17 protein-coding genes are annotated in these 17,892 nt (G+C 36.1%); 16 read left to right on the plus strand and 1 reads right to left on the minus strand.

The genetic code is table 11. The features are described from left to right. From J1N10_RS19650 to J1N10_RS19725, 16 genes are all read left to right on the plus strand, one after another. Nucleotides 1-831 (plus strand): glycosyltransferase (locus J1N10_RS19650; protein ID WP_262328438.1); only part of this gene is annotated, 831 nt, incomplete at its 5' end. A gap of 95 nt (nt 832-926) precedes the next feature. After that, nucleotides 927-2,207, plus strand: a complete 1,281-nt coding sequence (locus tag J1N10_RS19655) for a hypothetical protein (RefSeq protein WP_262328439.1) — start codon at nt 927-929, stop codon at nt 2,205-2,207. Next, nucleotides 2,182-2,469, plus strand: coding sequence for a hypothetical protein (locus J1N10_RS19660; protein ID WP_262328440.1), 288 nt, complete (start codon nt 2,182-2,184; stop codon nt 2,467-2,469). The genes J1N10_RS19655 and J1N10_RS19660 overlap by 26 nt, the downstream gene beginning before the upstream one ends. 102 nt (nt 2,470-2,571) lie before the next feature. After that, nucleotides 2,572-3,750 carry a glycosyltransferase gene (locus J1N10_RS19665; RefSeq protein WP_262328441.1) on the plus strand — a complete coding sequence of 393 codons (1,179 nt, stop codon included), beginning with the start codon at nt 2,572-2,574 and terminating at the stop codon, nt 3,748-3,750. Between the two features lie 14 nt (nt 3,751-3,764). After that, nucleotides 3,765-4,898, plus strand: coding sequence for a glycosyltransferase family 4 protein (locus J1N10_RS19670; protein WP_262328442.1), 1,134 nt, complete (start codon nt 3,765-3,767; stop codon nt 4,896-4,898). A gap of 59 nt (nt 4,899-4,957) precedes the next feature. Next, nucleotides 4,958-5,758 (plus strand): glycosyltransferase family 2 protein, encoded by an 801-nt coding sequence (locus tag J1N10_RS19675; protein WP_262328443.1) that lies wholly within the window; start codon nt 4,958-4,960, stop codon nt 5,756-5,758. A 36-nt stretch (nt 5,759-5,794) separates the two neighbouring features. After that, nucleotides 5,795-6,739 carry an NAD-dependent epimerase/dehydratase family protein gene (locus tag J1N10_RS19680; RefSeq protein ID WP_262328444.1) on the plus strand — a complete coding sequence of 315 codons (945 nt, stop codon included), beginning with the start codon at nt 5,795-5,797 and terminating at the stop codon, nt 6,737-6,739. A 177-nt stretch (nt 6,740-6,916) separates the two neighbouring features. After that, the gene (locus J1N10_RS19685) at nt 6,917-8,134 is read left to right on the plus strand and encodes a hypothetical protein (protein WP_262328445.1); all 1,218 of its coding nucleotides are present in this window, start codon (nt 6,917-6,919) and stop codon (nt 8,132-8,134) included. Next, nucleotides 8,131-9,006 carry a glucose-1-phosphate thymidylyltransferase RfbA gene (rfbA, locus tag J1N10_RS19690; protein ID WP_262328446.1) on the plus strand — a complete coding sequence of 292 codons (876 nt, stop codon included), beginning with the start codon at nt 8,131-8,133 and terminating at the stop codon, nt 9,004-9,006. The genes J1N10_RS19685 and rfbA overlap by 4 nt, the downstream gene beginning before the upstream one ends. A 3-nt stretch (nt 9,007-9,009) precedes the next feature. Continuing rightward, nucleotides 9,010-9,558 (plus strand): dTDP-4-dehydrorhamnose 3,5-epimerase, encoded by a 549-nt coding sequence (gene rfbC / locus J1N10_RS19695; protein WP_262328447.1) that lies wholly within the window; start codon nt 9,010-9,012, stop codon nt 9,556-9,558. A gap of 80 nt (nt 9,559-9,638) precedes the next feature. Further along, entirely contained in the window at nt 9,639-10,646 is a 1,008-nt protein-coding gene (gene rfbB, locus J1N10_RS19700; RefSeq protein WP_262328448.1) for a dTDP-glucose 4,6-dehydratase, read from the plus strand. A gap of 448 nt (nt 10,647-11,094) precedes the next feature. Further along, the gene (locus J1N10_RS19705) at nt 11,095-11,709 is read left to right on the plus strand and encodes a DUF6266 family protein (RefSeq protein ID WP_262328449.1); all 615 of its coding nucleotides are present in this window, start codon (nt 11,095-11,097) and stop codon (nt 11,707-11,709) included. Nucleotides 11,710-12,231: 522 nt separating this feature from the next. Beyond that, nucleotides 12,232-13,347, plus strand: coding sequence for a GDP-mannose 4,6-dehydratase (gmd, locus tag J1N10_RS19710; RefSeq protein WP_262328450.1), 1,116 nt, complete (start codon nt 12,232-12,234; stop codon nt 13,345-13,347). Nucleotides 13,348-13,413: 66 nt separating this feature from the next. Further along, nucleotides 13,414-13,788 (plus strand): four helix bundle protein, encoded by a 375-nt coding sequence (locus tag J1N10_RS19715; RefSeq protein WP_262328451.1) that lies wholly within the window; start codon nt 13,414-13,416, stop codon nt 13,786-13,788. A 45-nt stretch (nt 13,789-13,833) separates the two neighbouring features. Further along, a complete protein-coding gene (locus tag J1N10_RS19720) occupies nt 13,834-14,967 on the plus strand; it encodes a GDP-L-fucose synthase family protein (RefSeq protein WP_262328452.1) in 1,134 nt (377 codons plus the stop codon). Nucleotides 14,968-15,042: 75 nt separating this feature from the next. Continuing rightward, a complete protein-coding gene (locus tag J1N10_RS19725; RefSeq protein ID WP_262328453.1) occupies nt 15,043-16,092 on the plus strand; it encodes a mannose-1-phosphate guanylyltransferase in 1,050 nt (349 codons plus the stop codon). A 476-nt stretch (nt 16,093-16,568) separates the two neighbouring features. On the opposite strand, the gene J1N10_RS19730 is transcribed toward J1N10_RS19725, so the two are convergent. Further along, on the minus strand, nt 16,569-17,543 hold the full coding sequence (locus J1N10_RS19730) for a T9SS type A sorting domain-containing protein (RefSeq protein ID WP_262328454.1): 975 nt from the start codon (nt 17,541-17,543) through the stop codon (nt 16,569-16,571). Nucleotides 17,544-17,892 lie beyond the last annotated feature (349 nt).

Consider the following 17,892-nt stretch of genomic DNA (forward strand, 5'->3'; position numbering starts at 1 on the left):
ATTGAATGTGTAAATTCAATTTTTGATTCGATAAGAAGAGATGATTATAATATAGTTATTGTTGATAATAACTCCCCTAACAATAGTGGTGAAATTTTACAAGATAAATATAAAGACAATCCTAAAGTTACTGTTTTAGAGCAAAAAAAGAATTTAGGGTTTGCCAATGGTAATAATGTGGGTTGCAAATATGCGTACGAAAATCACGATCCTGATTTTTATATCGTTATAAACAACGACACGATATTAAAAGACCGAATGTTCGTAGATCAAATACAAAAAATCTATAAACAAACTGAATTTGATATACTTGGGCCTTGCATTTGGTCAATAAATGACAAAATTGATCAAAATCCAGTAGCTAACCCTACTGACACAGTAAAAAAAAGCTTTAAAGCGTTTGTGTATAATATAGTATTGTATGTTTTAAATTTTATTAATAAGGATACAAAACTCATTCAATATGTGGATAATAAGCGAATGCTAAGAGGTAAAAAAAGGAATATCAGAATTGAAAAATCCGAACCTAAACAAGCAGTAAAGCTTCATGGAGCCGCTATTATATTTTCAAAAAAGTACTACCATAAGTTTCAAAACGCCTTTGATCCACGAACCTTTATGTATGGTGAAGAAGATATCTTATACTCCAGAGTTAAGAGGGATAAATTAATAGCTATATATAATCCTGGTCTAAAAATTTTACACAAAGAAGATACAGCTTCAAACTCTGTAATAACAAGCAATCAATTAAGAAGACGATTTAAATTTAAACATTCAATCTGGTCCTCTTTTGTACTGTTACGGATATATGTCATGCATCGGTTTAATTAGGCTCACGGAAATATGCGAAGTACTAGTATTTTTTTAAGAATATATGCTTAATAGGTTTTTTTTTCAGGTAATTGAAGCGCTTTTCCGGTAGGTTAATGTCATTGATAAAGCTAAAAATAAATATAGTAGATCTTATATTCTTCGGAATAGTATATTCTTTTGTATTATATGCATTTGAAGCCCCTATAAGATTTTATACAGATAAGATGGGGTTAGGCGTTTTTATATATACGAAAGATCTCGCCTTACTAACAGTCGCCTTGTTATTAATTTTTCGACAAAACAAGATTGTAGTTGTCTATAAGATCATGATTCTGTTTTTTGTATTTTTAGCATTCTATGGAGCAATTGCATTATTAAATGGGGTCGTGATGAGGCAAGTGTTATTTGCGTATAAAATATATATATCTTTATTTATAGGTATTCAAAGCTACCGTTTTTTACCACAGTTAAGTAGTCGTTTAATAAAAGCAGTTAATTGGTTAGCTTTCTTTAGTTTTTTAGGGTTATTGGTGAATGTATTCTATAGTTTTCCATGGGAACGCGCTGGAATGGATATTGGAGGTGTTACAGTTGATTTATCAAGATCTACAGTTGCTGCCGGTGGATTTAAGCGTATAGCTGGGTTTGGAAGAAATTGGTCTAATCCAGCTTATTTTGCTTTAATTGCTACAGTTTTGAACTATAGTTTTTTAGAGAAATGGAAAATAAGACATATTTTGATGACAATACTTTTTTTTATTGGGATGCTAATATCAACTAATAAGGGGGCTATTGGAGCCTTTTTATTAATAACGATGTTTGTTTTGATAAAAATACGAATGCCTAACGTTATCTTGAAGTTAGGTATATTAGCATTGTTATTGTTAGTTGTAATTTTACCAATTTTAAGCTGGAGTAATTTGCTTATAATTGATAATAACATGCCAATAGTGTATAGGATTCTGTTTTCCTCATTTAAAGTTAGAGTTGAAGAGGTATGGCCTCAAGCGTTAGACTTAATTATGAATCACGGCGATTTGCTATTCGGGCGAGGAATTGGTGGAATTGGCGCTTCCCAAATTATTTTTGAACCATTACTTTACCATCCTGGAGACAATTTATTTATTTATCTATATGGACTTGTAGGTGTTTTCTCTTTTGTTATACTCGCCTATTTTGGGGTAAAAATCATTGCTCTTTCGATCAAAGAGAGTAGGGAAGGAACCTTTACCGCATTACTTGCAATTTGTTTTCTGGGAATCGGAATTATAGGAACCCCTCTAGAGAACGGCGTTTTAAATTTCTTTTTTGGATTAATGTTAGCTTCACTTTATCATCAAAAAATAAGAGTACAGAGAACATTTTTGTATGACCACAGCAATAAAATCATATAAATCCTTAAATACCTATAAACAATATTATACGCTTAAATCAACGGATTATGGGCATATTAAATACCCATTAAATTCCGGCACACAGGATTACTATTGGGATATGTCAGAGAAAGCCTTTCAGTTCAATTTGGAACGAGATAGAGACGGGATTATAAAATATATTGGAGAGGATGGAGGCACTTATTATTCTTCTTTTGAGTTAATACAATATGCTATGGCCTCATTTAAACACATATCAAAAATAAAGAACAATGTTAGTTGAACGCATGTTTGTATACAACTATGTATTTTGCACATTATCAAATGATAGGAAGTGTTGTTTTTAAGGATTCGGATGTGTTTTTTTATTAAAATATTATAATTAATGACTTATAAGTTAGATAAAATTAAGAAGGTTGTTATTTGCATTTCTAATTCAAGTTATGATGCTGACATTTGGACGAATAAGCAACATCTTATGAGTCGATTGTCAAAGCTTGATAATTATTATGTAATATATATTGATCAAGGCTTATCAACAAGCTATGTTAAGAAGCTAATTAGACAAAAAAAGATTTTCTCTATCTTTAAAATATTCCAAAAAAGAAATAATAGTTTAGTAACTGTTTCGTTGCCGCTACCACTAATCAAAGGAGGGATTTTAAAAAAAGTGAGTTGGTTTTTAATTGCAAAAGTGTGCAATTATCTATTTCGAAAACGAGAAGTTGTTTACTGGATATACCAACCTCAAGCCTACTATTTCACTAAATACATTAAGCAAGGTAAGAAATTATACGATTGTGTGGATGAGTTTGTTACACAGCCATTTTTTAAGAACCATCCTAAACGAAGGAAGGAATTAGAAATAATAGAACCAAAATTAGTGAAGTTGGTTGATTACGTAATTGGCACATCATATTCGATTTATGAAGACAAAAAAGTTATTAACCCAAATTGTAAATGTATTCATAATGTTGGAGATTTTGAGCATTTTGCAAAACCAAATTCTTCATTAAAAATTGATGAGAATTGGATGAAAGACACAAGGTGCAAGGTGTTATTTACTGGAGTAATTGATAACTACAAAACAGATCTGGAGACAATTTTAAAAGTGGCAGAAGATAAAATCGACAGTCATATTTTTGTATTTGTTGGGCCTAATAGGATTGCTAACAGTAATCTGGAACAACAAATTGGTAATGCTGAGAATATCAAAATGCTAGGTTATCGAGAATATGAAGAAGTACCTGTTTACCTTTCTCATGCTGATATTTTGTGGCTGCCATATCTAAAAAGTTCACATACTGAAAGGGTGTTCCCACTGAAAATTTTTGAATATCTAGCATCTGGTAAACCTGTTATTGCTAGAAACCTATCCAGTATTCAAGAGTATAATGCCTATTTGAACACTTATGAAGATTTTACCGGCTTAAAAGAGTTGCTATCGTCCATATTGTCAAACGATACTCCTGATAAAAAGGAACAAAGGATAAAAATAGCAAGCGAAAATACATGGGAATCACGATTAAATAAAATACTTGACTTTATAGGTGAAAAACGATAGAATATAATTTCAATATGAAAGTACTCTTATTAGCCAAAGACTATCCTCCAACCATCGGAGGTGTAGAAAATTACTCTTATTATATAGCCGAAGGATTAGGAAGTAACCATAAAGTTCAGGTATTGACATTTAAAGGTCGTGATAGGGAAAATACCTGGCCGGATTCAGTTCATGTTAAGAGAATTAATTTAGGAACTAAAGTATCAGAAAAGATAAAAGGATTATTTCTAATTATATATTTGTTTTTTTATGTGTTGATAAAGAAACCAGATTGCGTGTTTGCTACAACATGGAAGGTTGCATACCCGGCAGGGATGCTAAAGAAATTATTTTCATATAAGCTTGTTATAACTTGTCATGGTGCTGAAATAACCAGACATATGGATTCAACGATTACAATGCATAGGATGAAAGAAACTTTGGCAGTAGCTGATCATTTAATAGCCGTAAGCGAGTATACAAAGTCAAAAACCATAGAATATGCTCATGTTCCTGCAGACAAAATAACAGTTGTTCCAAACGGAGTAGATTTATCAAGGATGAACGTTATTCCCAAGGGTGAAGCTCGAAAAAGAATAGGTTTTGAAAATGATTGTTTTTATGCGTTAACGGTTTCAAGGGTAGATAGTCGTAAAGGGCATGAAAAAGTATTAAAGGCCATTCCGTTAATTGTAAAGAAATTTCCTCATTTTAGATATGTAATTGTTGGTAATGGACCAGAGAAGGAAAAGTTGCAGAAGATTTGTGTTGATTTGAACATTAAAAGCTTTGTTAACTTTGCGGGATATGTTGAAACAGAATTATTGGACTATTATTATTCTGCAGCAGATACATTTGTAATGATAAATACGATGACCGATGATAGAGATTTTGAAGGTTTTGGGTTGGTTTTTGCAGAGGCAGGTTTTTATAGATTGCCATTAATTGGCGGTAATAACTCAGGACCTAAAGAAGTTATTATGAATAAAGAAAGTGGTTTCTTGATAAACGGAGATATAGATAGTGTTGTAAATTCAATGGTAAAACTTATTAATGATCATAAATCTCTTATGAACTTCGGAGCTAAAGCTAGGGAGCTTACTTGTGAAAAGTTTAATGTTGATTGCATGGTTGAAAAAACCCACTCATTGATAAGTGAACTTAAGTAGTATCAAAGGGTTGAAATTAATTTGTTTGAAATAAAAGGTCATTTAGATTAGTATAATTCATGAATCCTAACGATTTAAATAAGAAAGAGCCATTACTTGTAAGTATCGTTACTCCGATGTACAATTCGGCAAAGTTTATTGAAACTACTATTACCTCAGTCATTAATCAGACATATAAGAATTGGGAGTTAATAATTGTTGACGATTGTTCCACGGATAAATCATTGTGTATTGTTAAACAGTTTGCTGAAAAGGATGCTCGAATTAGGATGATTGAGCAAGTTAATAATCAGGGAGCTGGAGTGGCAAGAAATGTGGGGATTGAACATACTAAAGGGGAATTAGTAGCATTCTTGGATGCAGATGATTATTGGGATGCCCGAAAATTAGAGATTCAAGTCAATTTAATTTGTGAAAATCATTGGAAGGGTTCTTTTTCTTGGTATAAAAATGTTGACGAGGAGGGTAATGGAAATACAAGCTTTGTAGTACCCAAAAAAATAAATTATAACCGACTAAGGTTCAATAACTATATTTTAACTTCGTCATTAGTGGTAAGGAGAGAGCTGATTAAAGATATTCGTTTTCCCTTAATGAGAAAGAGACAAGACTGGATATTCTTTTTAGAGCTGCTAAAGAAAACAGATTACCTCCATTGTGTTGATAAACAGCTTGTATTTTACAGAAAAAGTTCAAATTCATTAAGCTCAAACAAATTTAAACTTATAAAAGCGAATTTCGATGTTATTTCAGATTACTTTTATGGTGGTAATAAAATAAAAGGACTTGTACATTTTATGGTATTTCTTGTGTACTATTTTCATAACAAGTTGTTTTTGTTACGAAAAGTTATCAATTAATAAGGGCGTTAACACACGTTTTTTAGTATATTCAATATGAAATTTATAATATTTGGCTCAGAAGGATTTATTGGAACTCATTTTAAAAACTATATAGAGGGCAACAACCTTGGAGAAATAGTAAAATATGACATGAAAAGGGATGCGGCTCTAGATGTAAGGGAGAAAATTGAAATAGAAGGAGATTTTACAGAGAATGATATAATAATCAATTTAGCTGCCGTTCATACAACTCCTGGTCACCCCGATTATGAGTACTTTGAGACCAATATACTGGGTGCAGAAAATATTTGTGAATTTGCAGAGCAACACGGTATAAAAACAATCGTATTTACAAGTTCTATTGCGCCCTATGGGGCATCTGAGCAGATAAAAAAGGAAAGTACTTTACCTACGCCAAACACTCCATATGGTATTTCGAAATTGGTTGCTGAAAATATTCACAAGACATGGCAGGCTAGAGAGAGTAATAAACGGAAGTTGCTGATACTTCGACCAGGTGTAGTGTTTGGTAAAGGGGAAAATGGCAACTTTACAAGGCTTTATAAAGCATTAGCTAAGGGAGTGTTTTTCTATCCAGGAAGGACAGACACTATTAAGGGGTGTGTATATGTTAAAGATCTGGTTGATATGACTTATAGAATACTAAATGGATTTTCAGCCGGAGTACAATTGTATAATTTTACATATTATCCTGAATATACTATTAAGGATATTGTACAATGTATTGCTCGAACAACAGACCTGAGTGAAGCCAGAATAAAGTTCAATGGTAAAGTTTTAATGATATTGGCATCAATAATTGGTGCTATTGGAGGGAAACATCTGGGGATACATCCTGACCGCATTAAGAAATTAATGATTTCGACAAATGTAAGTGGGGAAAAGCTATCCAATATAGTTGATGGAAAATATAAATACGGTTTTGAAGGAGGTATCAACGATTGGTTTATAGATTGTAATAATGAAGGACTGTTTTAATAAGAATTTAGGGTGTGAAAAAGGATTGCAGAGCAGAGAGTTAAGATTCGGAATTATATACAATACGGAAGTTAGGGTTGAGTTCTTTGATGTTTGGTTTAAAGGTTAATATTTGAAGTGTTCTTAAATTTTATTTTGGATTGAGTATGATGTTTTCTAAGTTGTTATGATTCTTTGATGCACACTATTAAATCATTAGCAGCAAAAGCGATTACTTTTGGTAAATTGTACTTCGTTGAAAGTATTTTATTGACTTTGTTTATCGTTGATGCATATAGTTTCTACATTGATAGTAGTATTGGATTACATGAGGACAAGAGATTTTCATTTGTTTTTAGAGCAGTTATTGAAATTACATTATTACTTGTAGTATATAAAAAAAAGGAATACAACAAAAAGTATGTTTTTTATGCTTTAATCTTATTAGTATTACCGTTAATATGGTTACTATTGGGATATATATATAATGAAAACCTTACTATAACATTCAATCAAATATTTCAAATTGTTAAAGAAAGTAACAAGTATATTTTTCCTGTAATTGTTTTCTGGGCTTTTAGTTTATCAAGAAGTAAACATGTACTAAAAGTCTTTGAGTTGATATATTTAGTATCAGCAGTTGTAGTAATCAATGCTTTTTTAACTGATAATGGACTGTTTTACACCTATGGACAGATTAGGTTTGGATTTAAACCTATGATCGCAGCACATAATGAAGCAACATTGTTTTGGATAATTGGCATTGTATATCAGGTTGATAAACTAAAAAAAGAAAAGAAGTTTCAAAATTTTATTCCATTTATAACTATTGTAATTGCTAGTGTTCTTTTAGGAACTAAGGCAATTGTTTTATTCTATTTAATGATAAGTGCATGGGGATTAATAAAAGTATCCAGCATTTCAAATTTATATAAGTGGATAGGGGTAGCTTTTATTTTTACCTCATTATCATTTTTTGTTTATTACAGTGGAATCTACCATTTCTTTGAAGAAAGATTTCATACGCAAGGAATATTGTATTCGCTCACTTCGATGCGAAATGAAATTATAGTAAGTAGAGTAATTCCAACTTTAAATAATTGGAATTGGTATAATTATTTCATTGGAGGATACTTTCAGAAACTACCTATTGCCGAGATGGATTTGGTAGACTTATTTGTTTTCTATGGAGGTTTAGGAGCATTGATTTATTTCACTTTAATATTCAAAACCTTATTTGCCTTTTCCCGTGATAATTTGTTAGGATTGTTTTTTGTTTCTCAATATATTTTAATAGGAGCATTAGCGGGACATTTTTTTACATCAGGAACAAATGCTGTGTACATAGTAATTCTATGCATATATCTACAAGGGAAATTTGATTCAAGTCAAAAGAAAAATAACATAACATCATGAAAGGTATCGTATTAGCCGGAGGTTCCGGCACTCGTTTACATCCTATCACATTAGCCACATCGAAACAACTATTACCTGTCTTTGATAAGCCAATGATTTATTATCCTTTGTCAGTATTGATGCTGGCAGGAATTAAAGAAATATTAATCATTACTACTCCTGAAGATCAATATGGCTTTAAGCGTTTATTAGGAGATGGAAGTCAATGGGGGATTGAGCTAGATTATGTTGTACAACCATCACCTGATGGTTTAGCACAAGCTTTTATCTTAGGGGAAGGGTTTATTGGAGATGATGACGTTTGTTTAGTTCTTGGTGACAATATATTCTATGGACATGGCTTTGTTGAGTTATTAGCCAATGCAGTAAAAACGGTCTCAAATAAAGATAAAGCGGCTGTATTTGGATACTATGTCAATGATCCGGAACGATATGGCGTTTGTACTTTTGATGAGCAAGGAAATGTAATGACCATTGAGGAAAAACCGGAGCAACCCAAATCAAATTATGCGGTGGTCGGGTTATACTTTTATCCCAATGATGTCATTAAAGTTGCCAAAACAATAAAACCAAGTGACCGGGGAGAGTTAGAGATTACCACCGTTAATCAGGAATACCTGGATGAAGCACGTTTAAAGGTTGAACTAATGGGGCGGGGATTTGCATGGTTAGATACCGGAACTCATGAATCTTTATTGGAAGCAAGTCACTTTGTAGAGACCTTGGAGAAGCGTATTGGATTGAAGGTTGCTTGTCCCGAGGAGATTGCTTATCATCAGAATTGGATTACCAAAGAACAATTGATAGAGCAAGGAGAGAAGTTAGCTAAAAATCAATATGGTCAATACTTATTATCAATCGCTAATCGCTAACGAATGCAATTTATAAAGACAAAATTAGAAGGTTGTGTCATTATTGAACCAAAGGTTTTCGGTGATCATCGTGGGTATTTCTTCGAATCCTTTAATCAAAAACAATTTGAAGAGAATGTTGGGAAGGTCAATTTTGTGCAAGATAATGAATCACGCTCCAGTTATGGAGTGTTAAGAGGTTTACACTTCCAGTTGCCGCCATACAACCAAGCCAAGCTGGTGCGCTGTATTGAAGGAGAGGTTTGGGATGTGGCTGTTGATTTGCGGAAAGAATCACCCACTTTCGGTAAGCATGTATCAGTAAAGCTTTCTGATGAAAACAAGCGGCAGTTGTTTGTGCCCAGAGGGTTTGCTCATGGCTTTGTAGTACTCAGTAAATCGGCTATCTTCTCTTATAAAGTTGATAATTGGTATGCGCCAGATCATGATTCAGGTATTGCCTGGAATGATCCGGAACTGAGTGTTGATTGGCAAATTGATTTATCTGCAATTCTATTATCTGAGAAAGATAAAGTTTTAAAAAACTTAGCAGAAACAGAGATTCCTTTTTAGAAATCATACTATAACTTTTTCAAGACATAAGACTGTTTTTTTCGTCTTAATCTTGATACTTTTATCTTATGTCTAGTAACATGAAATCAATATTAGTAACCGGAGGAGCCGGTTTTATAGGTGCTAATTTTGTACCTTATTTCGCACAAAAATATCCGGAATATAAAGTAATTAATTTGGATAAATTAACCTATGCGGGTGATCTGAATAACTTAAAGGAGCTTATAGATGCTGAAAACTATGAGTTTGTTCATGGAGATATCTGTAACCGTGAGTTGGTGGAGTATTTGTTTACAACCTATGATATTCGTGGTGTGATTCATTTTGCCGCCGAAAGTCATGTGGATAATTCGATATCAGGGCCAGAGGTTTTTATTAAAACCAATGTCAATGGAACCTTCACTTTGCTGGATGTGGCTAAGAAATATTGGATGGAAGCACCATTTCAATATAAAGAAGGCTATGAAGCTTGTCGATTTCATCATATTTCCACAGATGAAGTCTATGGAACTTTGGGAGAAACAGGTCTTTTCCGAGAGGATACACCTTATGCACCCAATAGTCCATACTCCTCATCCAAAGCAAGTTCAGATTTATTGGTGAGAGCCTATTTTCATACCTACGGGATGGATGTGACGACCAGCAACTGCAGTAATAATTATGGTCCGAAACAGCACAATGAAAAGTTGATTCCAACCATTATACGCAAAGCATTGGCAGGTGAGGATATACCCATTTATGGCGATGGTAAAAATGTGCGCGATTGGTTGTATGTATTGGATCACTGTACTGGTATTGATTTGGTATATCACAAAGGTAGAGCTGGCGAAACCTATAATATTGGTGGTCGCAATGAACGAGACAACCTGTTTATTGTTAAGCATATTTGTGAGATTTTAGATGTAAAGAAGCCACGCAATGATGGTAGCTCCTACAAAGAGTTAATCACCTTTGTTAAGGACCGCGCCGGTCATGATAGACGCTACGCCATTGATGCCACCAAAATAGAAACCGAATTAGGCTGGAAGGCCGATGAAAACTTAGAAACCGGTATTGTTAAAACTATCGATTGGTATCTATACAAGTAGTTTATAAAATATTTTGTAATTATTTCCAACCCACTTCTTTGCGAGGTGGTTTTTTTCGTGCCTACTCAATTTATTAGAATATACATTAATGCACTGTAGGATTCCCTCAAGATTGAAATAGTGTAGCCTTACCTGTGTAGCCTTTCATGATAACTGAAGTTTTCTAATGACCATGGTCGTACCTGCAGCACACCAACACAGAATTAAACTCAAGTCATATTAAACTCAAACCAAACTCATATTAAATTCGATTATAGCTGAATTTAATTTGAGTTAAATATGTATTTGTTATAACTTAAATCTGACTTAATGGCATAGTAGATAGGGTGTTGGTATTTTCTAGTTTCGATAAGAACGCAGTTATCCCAATTAGCTTCATTGAGGTTTTTACTTTGTGCGTTACGAAAATAGTCAAACATCTATTGTCTAATCATCTAACAGTTTAGTTATGGCACGATACAATAACATTAGCGAGGGTTCATCCGGCAGAGTAGGGAATGTGGTGACATATCAAATGTATGGAAAAAGTTATATGCGCTCATTGCCGGGACAGTATAAGGATAGGAAGTCGGAGCGGCAACTGGCACAACGGCAAAAGATGCAATTGGTCAATGGATTTTTAGGGCCGTATAAAGATGTGTTACGAATCACTTTTCAAAAGGACGATCTTGGACGTTCGGCCTACATGACCGCCAAGTCATACAATATGCTACAGGCGATTGGAGGTGACTATCCGGAACAATACATTGATTACTCAAAAGCCTTGGTGAGTATTGGTTCTGTGCCATTGCCGCCAGAGGCAAATGTTGAACGAACAGAAGAAGGCTTGCAATTTCGTTGGTCGTATGATGACATTGGTTCTGGTTCTGATAGTTTGATGGTCATCGCTAATAGGCGTGGGCAGTATACTACGTCTTATAAACAAACAGGGCCAGTACGGCGCGAAGAGTCCTATCACTGGATCTGGCGAATGAGTCCAAAAGACAAGTATGATATCTGGCTGGTCTTTCGCGATTATAAAGAGCGGGACTTTAGTAATAGTTTGTGGCTGGGGTTGGTTTAAGAGGTGAGTAGTGATAGTAGAGTGTTTCACGCAAAGCACGCTAAGGAAAAGATGCGCTGAGGTCACCAAGAAAAGAAGTCTAAGAATAAAAAAAGATTAGTGCGGCTGGAACAAACAACCGGTTGTTTTTCTTCTAATAATCTGCGTTTATCTGTGATAATCTGTGGACAAGAAAAAGATGCGCGGAGGTCGCAAAGAATTATGAGTTAGGTGTTCTTAGCGTATTCTTGGCGTGCTTGGCGAGAAATATTTGGTGCTTGTTCTTCTGTGTTTAGTTGAAAGCGTGACGTCGTTTACAAGAAAAATATTGCTTTTGGTTTTTACTAAAGATAAGGTGATATTTGTATTATTATGGAATAAATAATAAAAAGTGCAGAACAGATTCATTCATAAATCATCGAGTATTGAAAAATTGGCAAGGTAGTGCTTGAGTTATTCTAATTTGCATATTCTCATCTCTCACTGCTCATTTCTCACCTCTCAAAAAATGCTTCTGACTCAAAAACGAATAAGATTAAAATTATGCCAAAAATAGCACTCATCACCGGAATCACCGGCCAGGACGGCGCTTACCTTGCCGAATTTTTATTGAAAAAAGGATACATCGTACATGGTATCAAACGTCGTTCATCTCTGTTTAATACGGATCGCATTGATCATTTGTACCAGGATCCCCATGTGGAGAACCGTAACCTGATATTACATTACGGAGACTTAACCGACTCAATGAACCTGACGCGCATCATTCAGGAGGTGCAGCCGGATGAGATTTATAACCTGGCAGCCATGAGTCACGTAAAGGTGAGTTTCGATACTCCTGAATATACGGCCAATGCCGATGGTTTGGGTACTTTACGTATTTTGGAGGCCATTCGTTTATTAGGATTGACTGAGAAAACAAGAGTGTACCAGGCATCTACCTCCGAGCTCTATGGCTTGGTGCAGGAAGTGCCTCAGAAAGAAACAACCCCTTTCTATCCTCGCTCCCCTTATGCAGTGGCTAAAATGTATGCTTACTGGATTACCGTTAATTATCGTGAGGCCTACAATATGTTTGCCTGTAATGGCATTTTGTTTAACCACGAGAGTCCTTTGCGAGGTGAGACCTTTGTAACCCGTAAGATTACCCGTGCTGTATCAAAGATTGCCTTGGGTATGCAGGACTGCCTTTACCTGGGTAATATGGATGCCAAGCGTGACTGGGGCCATGCCAAAGATTACATCAAAGCTATGTGGTTGATTCTTCAGCAGGAACAGCCTGAAGATTATGTGATAGCAACAGGAGTAACGACTACCGTGCGCGATTTTGTAAAGATGGCCTTTGCAGAAGTGGGCATTGAGCTCGAGTTTAAAGGGGAGAAAGAAGAAGAAGTGGCGGTTGTCAAAGCCTGCACGAATTCGGAATTTCAGGTGGCTATTGGTACTGAGGTAGTACGTGTTGACCCGGCTTATTACCGTCCTACCGAGGTTGAGTTATTGATTGGTGACCCAACAAAATCAAAAGAGAAGCTGGGCTGGGAACCTGAATATGATTTGCCGGCTTTAGTGAAAGATATGATGGAGTCGGATGTGAAGTTGATGAAGAAAGACCGTTATTTGAAAGAAGGAGGGTATGAAGTGTTGAATTATTTCGAGTAAAAATAGAGGGGAGAAGAGAGCGGTGAGATAAGAGAAGATTAGTAGGCAAGGGTAAAGTGAAAGAATATGACTAAGATTTCAAGTTTTAGAGATTTAATTGTTTATCAGAAAGCCTATACAATATCAATGGAGATTTTTCTTTTAACAAAAGCGTTTCCAAAAGAAGAAAGATATTCATTAGTCGATCAGATTCGCCGTTCATCTCGTTCTATATGTGCAAATCTGTCCGAAGCTTGGGCAAAAAGAAGATATGAGAAAGTCTTCATTAATAAGTTAACTGATTGTTTAGGTGAAGAATTTGAGACCGAGACTTGGTTGAGATATTCTGTTGATTGTGAATACACAACGGAAAACGATTATTCAAGGTTAATGAATCAATATGAGGAAGTAAGAAAAATGCTTATCTCAATGATCAATAGCCCTGAAAAGTTTTGCAAGTAATGACTCACCTCTCAACACTCTCTTCTCACCTCTTAAAATTTAAATATGGACATTAATTCTAAGATATACATAGCCGGCCACAAAGGCCTTGTCGGCTCTGCTTTATGGAAAACACTACGAAATAAAGGCTACACCAATCTGGTTGGTCGTTCTATCAATGAACTTAACCTGATGGATGCTGTAGCTGTAGATAAATTCTTTTCTGAAGAAAAGCCTGAGTATGTCATACTCGCAGCTGCAAAAGTCGGTGGTATCGTTGCCAACAACACCTATCGCGGGCAGTTTATCTATGAGAATCTGATGATTCAGAACAATGTGATTCATTCGGCCTATGTGCATGGCGTGAAGAAGTTGTTATTCTTAGGTTCGACATGTATTTACCCCAAACAGGCGCCTCAACCAATGCCCGAGGACTGTTTATTGACCTCTCCTTTGGAGTATACCAATGAACCGTATGCCATTGCTAAGATAGCCGGTATCAAGATGTGTGAGTCTTACAACCTGCAGTATGGTACCAACTTTATTTCGGTGATGCCAACCAACCTGTATGGGCCTAATGATAACTTCGATTTGGAGAAATCACATGTATTGCCAGCCTTAGTACGTAAAAATCATTTAGGTAAATGTCTGCAGAACAATGATTGGACAGCCCTCCGTGCTGATTTGGATAAAAACCCCATTGAAGGTATTAATGGTAGTCACTCAGAAGAAGAAATCTTGTCAAAGCTTGATAAATACGGCATTCGCTTAATGAGTGATAATTCGTCCAATTCGCGTGTATCAATAGAGATTTGGGGAACCGGTAAGCCGATGCGTGAATTCCTGTGGTCGGAAGAGATGGCAGCGGCCTGTGTGTATGTAATGGAGAATGTAGATTTTAAAGACACGTATGGAGCGGATTCATCTCGACTCCGCTCGATGAGCGATTCTGCAACTGTTAATGAAGTGCGTAACACCCACGTCAATATCGGTACCGGCAAAGAAATATCCATCAGGCACCTGGCGGAAACCATTAAAGCAAAAGTGGGATTTGAAGGTGAACTGGTTTTCAACGCTGATAAACCGGATGGAACCATGCGCAAGTTAACCGACCCGTCGAAGATACACGAGTTGGGATGGCACCATCAGATTGATATCGAAGAGGGGATAGAGAAGATGTATCAGTGGTATACTAAATAGATATGAGAGGAGAGAAGTGAGTAGAGAGGAACACTCATTGCTCATCTCTCTCTTCTCACCTCTTAAAATAAAACTATGCAAAACAACTATCTAATAATCATGGCCGGAGGTATTGGTTCGCGCTTTTGGCCCATGAGCACGCCCGAAACACCCAAGCAATTCCTGGATATTTTGGGAACCGGGCAAACCATGATTCAGCAGACCATCAATCGACTGGATGGTATTGTGCCTGTTGAAAATGTATACATTGTTACCGGTAAACGTTATAAAGCTTTAATCAACGAGCAGTTACCCGAAGTGAAAGATGAGCAAATACTGATGGAGCCTTGTATGCGTAATACAGCCCCGTGCATTGCTTATGCAGCGTATAAAATCAATAAAAAGAATCCGGAAGCTAATATTGTGGTGGCACCATCCGACCATTTAATCACCAATGAAGCGGAGTTTAGAAGAGTCATCTCAAAGGGGCTTGATTTTGTGGCGGCAGATAATGTATTACTGACCTTGGGTATTCATCCACATCGTCCGGAAACGGGTTATGGTTATATTCAAGCTGGTACGACAATTAACGATTCAACCAACACGGTATTGGCCTTTAAAGAGAAACCAGATTTGGAGACGGCTGAAAAGTACCTTTCAGAAGGTAACTACTTTTGGAATGCCGGTATTTTCTTGTGGTCAGCCAAAAGCATAATAAGTGCCTTTGAAAGTTACCTGCCTAAGGTGTTCGAAATATTTAAGGCAGGGGAAAGTGTTTATTACACAAATAAAGAACAAGACTTTGTTGATGAGCAATTTCCTCTATGTGAAAACATTTCCATCGATTATGGCATTATGGAACATGCCGATAATATTTATGTAATGCCGGCTGACTTCGGGTGGTCCGATTTAGGCACCTGGGGAAGCTTATGGGAAAAGCGAGATCGCGATGAGCAAGGTAACTCGGTGGTTGGTGATGCGGTGAAGACTTACGATTGTGAAAACAACATTATTACCATTCCGGATGGACGCAAAGTCGTGCTGCAGGGCTTAAAAGACTGCATCGTTACTGAAGCCAATGGTGTGTTTATGATCTGCCAGAAAAGCGAAGAGCAGCGCATTAAAGAGTTTCAGAAGGAGAGTTAAATATCCCTTGTATTAATCTTCCCCTTGGGGAAGTGCCTGTAAGGCGATGGGGGAATTTCATTAATAAAAATAATAGTATGAAGGCTTGCCAATAGGTGAGGCTTTTTAATAGTCGAAAAAGGGTTCTCGCCAAGTGTGATAGCTATCGCAACACTTAAGCTTTGCATTGTTTTCGTTTTTAAGCTTTGCGCACTTTGCGAGAAATATTTACACTTTTAACAAACTCTTAAATTGAGGATGTTTACTGTTCACTGAGCGGAGCCGAAGTAATTATTTGTTGAACGTCAGTTTTATTGAAATCTCATCTCGACTTCTGATGAATGAACGTTGTTTTTACAAACGCGTCTATTTAAATATGGGCTTCAGCCAAGGTGTAAAAAGCTTTACGTCGAACTCACTGTACTTAGAGCTTCAGGTTCACTTGGCGGATTTCCATTTTTTTACTTTGCGCTCTTTGCGAGAAAACTTGATGTCTATTATCGAATCACCAGTTTTCGGGTTGAAACAGTCTTATCTGTAAATTCCACTTTTACAACATAAATGCCCCTGGCCAAGTCTGCTACAGAAATAGCCCCGTTATTAGTTACTGTGTTAAACTGTTTAACCTTTGCTCCTGTGGTATTGTATATTTCAAGCTTATCTATTTTTACAATACTGGAAACACTTATATAGCTATCAGCAGGGTTGGGATTTATGCGGAAAAGTGAAGATAATTGCTCAGGAGAATGTGTGGCTGTTCCGTTTAGACGAATACCAATGTTATCGATTGCTATTTCGTCTCGCGAGCCACTACCTCCATTATCATCAATAGTGAATTTTAGATAATACTCCGAGTTAATTTGTAGGTCTGTTACCCAATTAATGGATTGATTCTGAACAATCCATTGGGGGCTTGGGTTTTCAGCTTCCACAGTGGTATAATCAAGGGATAAATGATGAATATAAGTGGTATTATCAACCGACGTTGACACTATTACAGAACAAGAGCGGTTCTCATTATTCAATTCATAAATATCATACGATATGTCAATGGATTTGGCATTAAAACCTGTATTGTTAATGATTTTGATAATGATGTCGCCAGGTGTCATATCGCTTCCTGCAGGCTGTACGCCCAGGGCTACATTGTTATCGGATATTTCAAATGCGTAGATGCCTCCCGATGTTTTATTTCCATTGGATCGGCCTCTTGCAAAATCACCTTCTGAATTGGTGTCACCAAAGTTAAGGTCTCCATCGGAGCACCCGGTAACAATAATACCATTTGAGTTGAGTTGACCATCTGTTGGGGATGGCGTAAAGCCGGAGCCATTGAATGAACCGTTGTTGATTCCGTCAGTAGTTTGATTAAAGGTAATAGTTGTTGTTTGATTGAGTTGTTGAACAGAGAGTTGAGCACTGGTGCAGGTACAGATTAGTATAACTGCCCAAAGGGTGATAAACTTAGTCATAATGAATAGTTTGAGTTAGCTTTGTTATGACTAATTTACAGAATCATTATTACGAAGTCCAGAAGAGGTTGTATTTATTATTCATGCCAATCAATAGTTGAAATGCGATTAATATCAGTCTTACCTTCTTGTTTCATTCCGGACCTCGTCTGGTGAGCATAAAAACAAGTTTCGTTTGACGTAAAATCGCGGTTGTTTGAGGTGGCGACGTAAGGAGTAGCCGAGTTTTAGCGATTTAGTCAAAAGAAAAGTAGTTTTATAGCGAAGCAGGCGCAGTCTTGATTTTCTTTGCTTCCTTTCTTTTATCAAGAAAAGAAAAGGAAGTCAGGGTTTTAGGGATGAAATCCCT

The sequence above is a fragment of the Carboxylicivirga litoralis genome, assembly GCF_025499605.1.
GTDB classification, from domain to species: domain Bacteria; phylum Bacteroidota; class Bacteroidia; order Bacteroidales; family Marinilabiliaceae; genus Carboxylicivirga; species Carboxylicivirga litoralis.

Coding starts and splice junctions, on each gene's coding strand:
- rfbA (WP_262328446.1), top strand. CDS start 8,131: ATGAAAGGTATCGTATTAGCCGGAGGTTCCGGCACTCGTTTACATCCT.
- rfbC (WP_262328447.1), top strand. CDS start 9,010: ATGCAATTTATAAAGACAAAATTAGAAGGTTGTGTCATTATTGAACCA.
- J1N10_RS19705 (WP_262328449.1), top strand. CDS start 11,095: ATGGCACGATACAATAACATTAGCGAGGGTTCATCCGGCAGAGTAGGG.
- gmd (WP_262328450.1), top strand. CDS start 12,232: ATGCCAAAAATAGCACTCATCACCGGAATCACCGGCCAGGACGGCGCT.
- J1N10_RS19725 (WP_262328453.1), top strand. CDS start 15,043: ATGCAAAACAACTATCTAATAATCATGGCCGGAGGTATTGGTTCGCGC.
- J1N10_RS19665 (WP_262328441.1), top strand. CDS start 2,572: ATGACTTATAAGTTAGATAAAATTAAGAAGGTTGTTATTTGCATTTCT.
- J1N10_RS19655 (WP_262328439.1), top strand. CDS start 927: ATGTCATTGATAAAGCTAAAAATAAATATAGTAGATCTTATATTCTTC.
- J1N10_RS19660 (WP_262328440.1), top strand. CDS start 2,182: ATGACCACAGCAATAAAATCATATAAATCCTTAAATACCTATAAACAA.
- J1N10_RS19675 (WP_262328443.1), top strand. CDS start 4,958: ATGAATCCTAACGATTTAAATAAGAAAGAGCCATTACTTGTAAGTATC.
- rfbB (WP_262328448.1), top strand. CDS start 9,639: ATGAAATCAATATTAGTAACCGGAGGAGCCGGTTTTATAGGTGCTAAT.
- J1N10_RS19685 (WP_262328445.1), top strand. CDS start 6,917: ATGCACACTATTAAATCATTAGCAGCAAAAGCGATTACTTTTGGTAAA.
- J1N10_RS19730 (WP_262328454.1), bottom strand. CDS start 17,543: ATGACTAAGTTTATCACCCTTTGGGCAGTTATACTAATCTGTACCTGC.
- J1N10_RS19720 (WP_262328452.1), top strand. CDS start 13,834: ATGGACATTAATTCTAAGATATACATAGCCGGCCACAAAGGCCTTGTC.
- J1N10_RS19670 (WP_262328442.1), top strand. CDS start 3,765: ATGAAAGTACTCTTATTAGCCAAAGACTATCCTCCAACCATCGGAGGT.
- J1N10_RS19715 (WP_262328451.1), top strand. CDS start 13,414: ATGACTAAGATTTCAAGTTTTAGAGATTTAATTGTTTATCAGAAAGCC.
- J1N10_RS19680 (WP_262328444.1), top strand. CDS start 5,795: ATGAAATTTATAATATTTGGCTCAGAAGGATTTATTGGAACTCATTTT.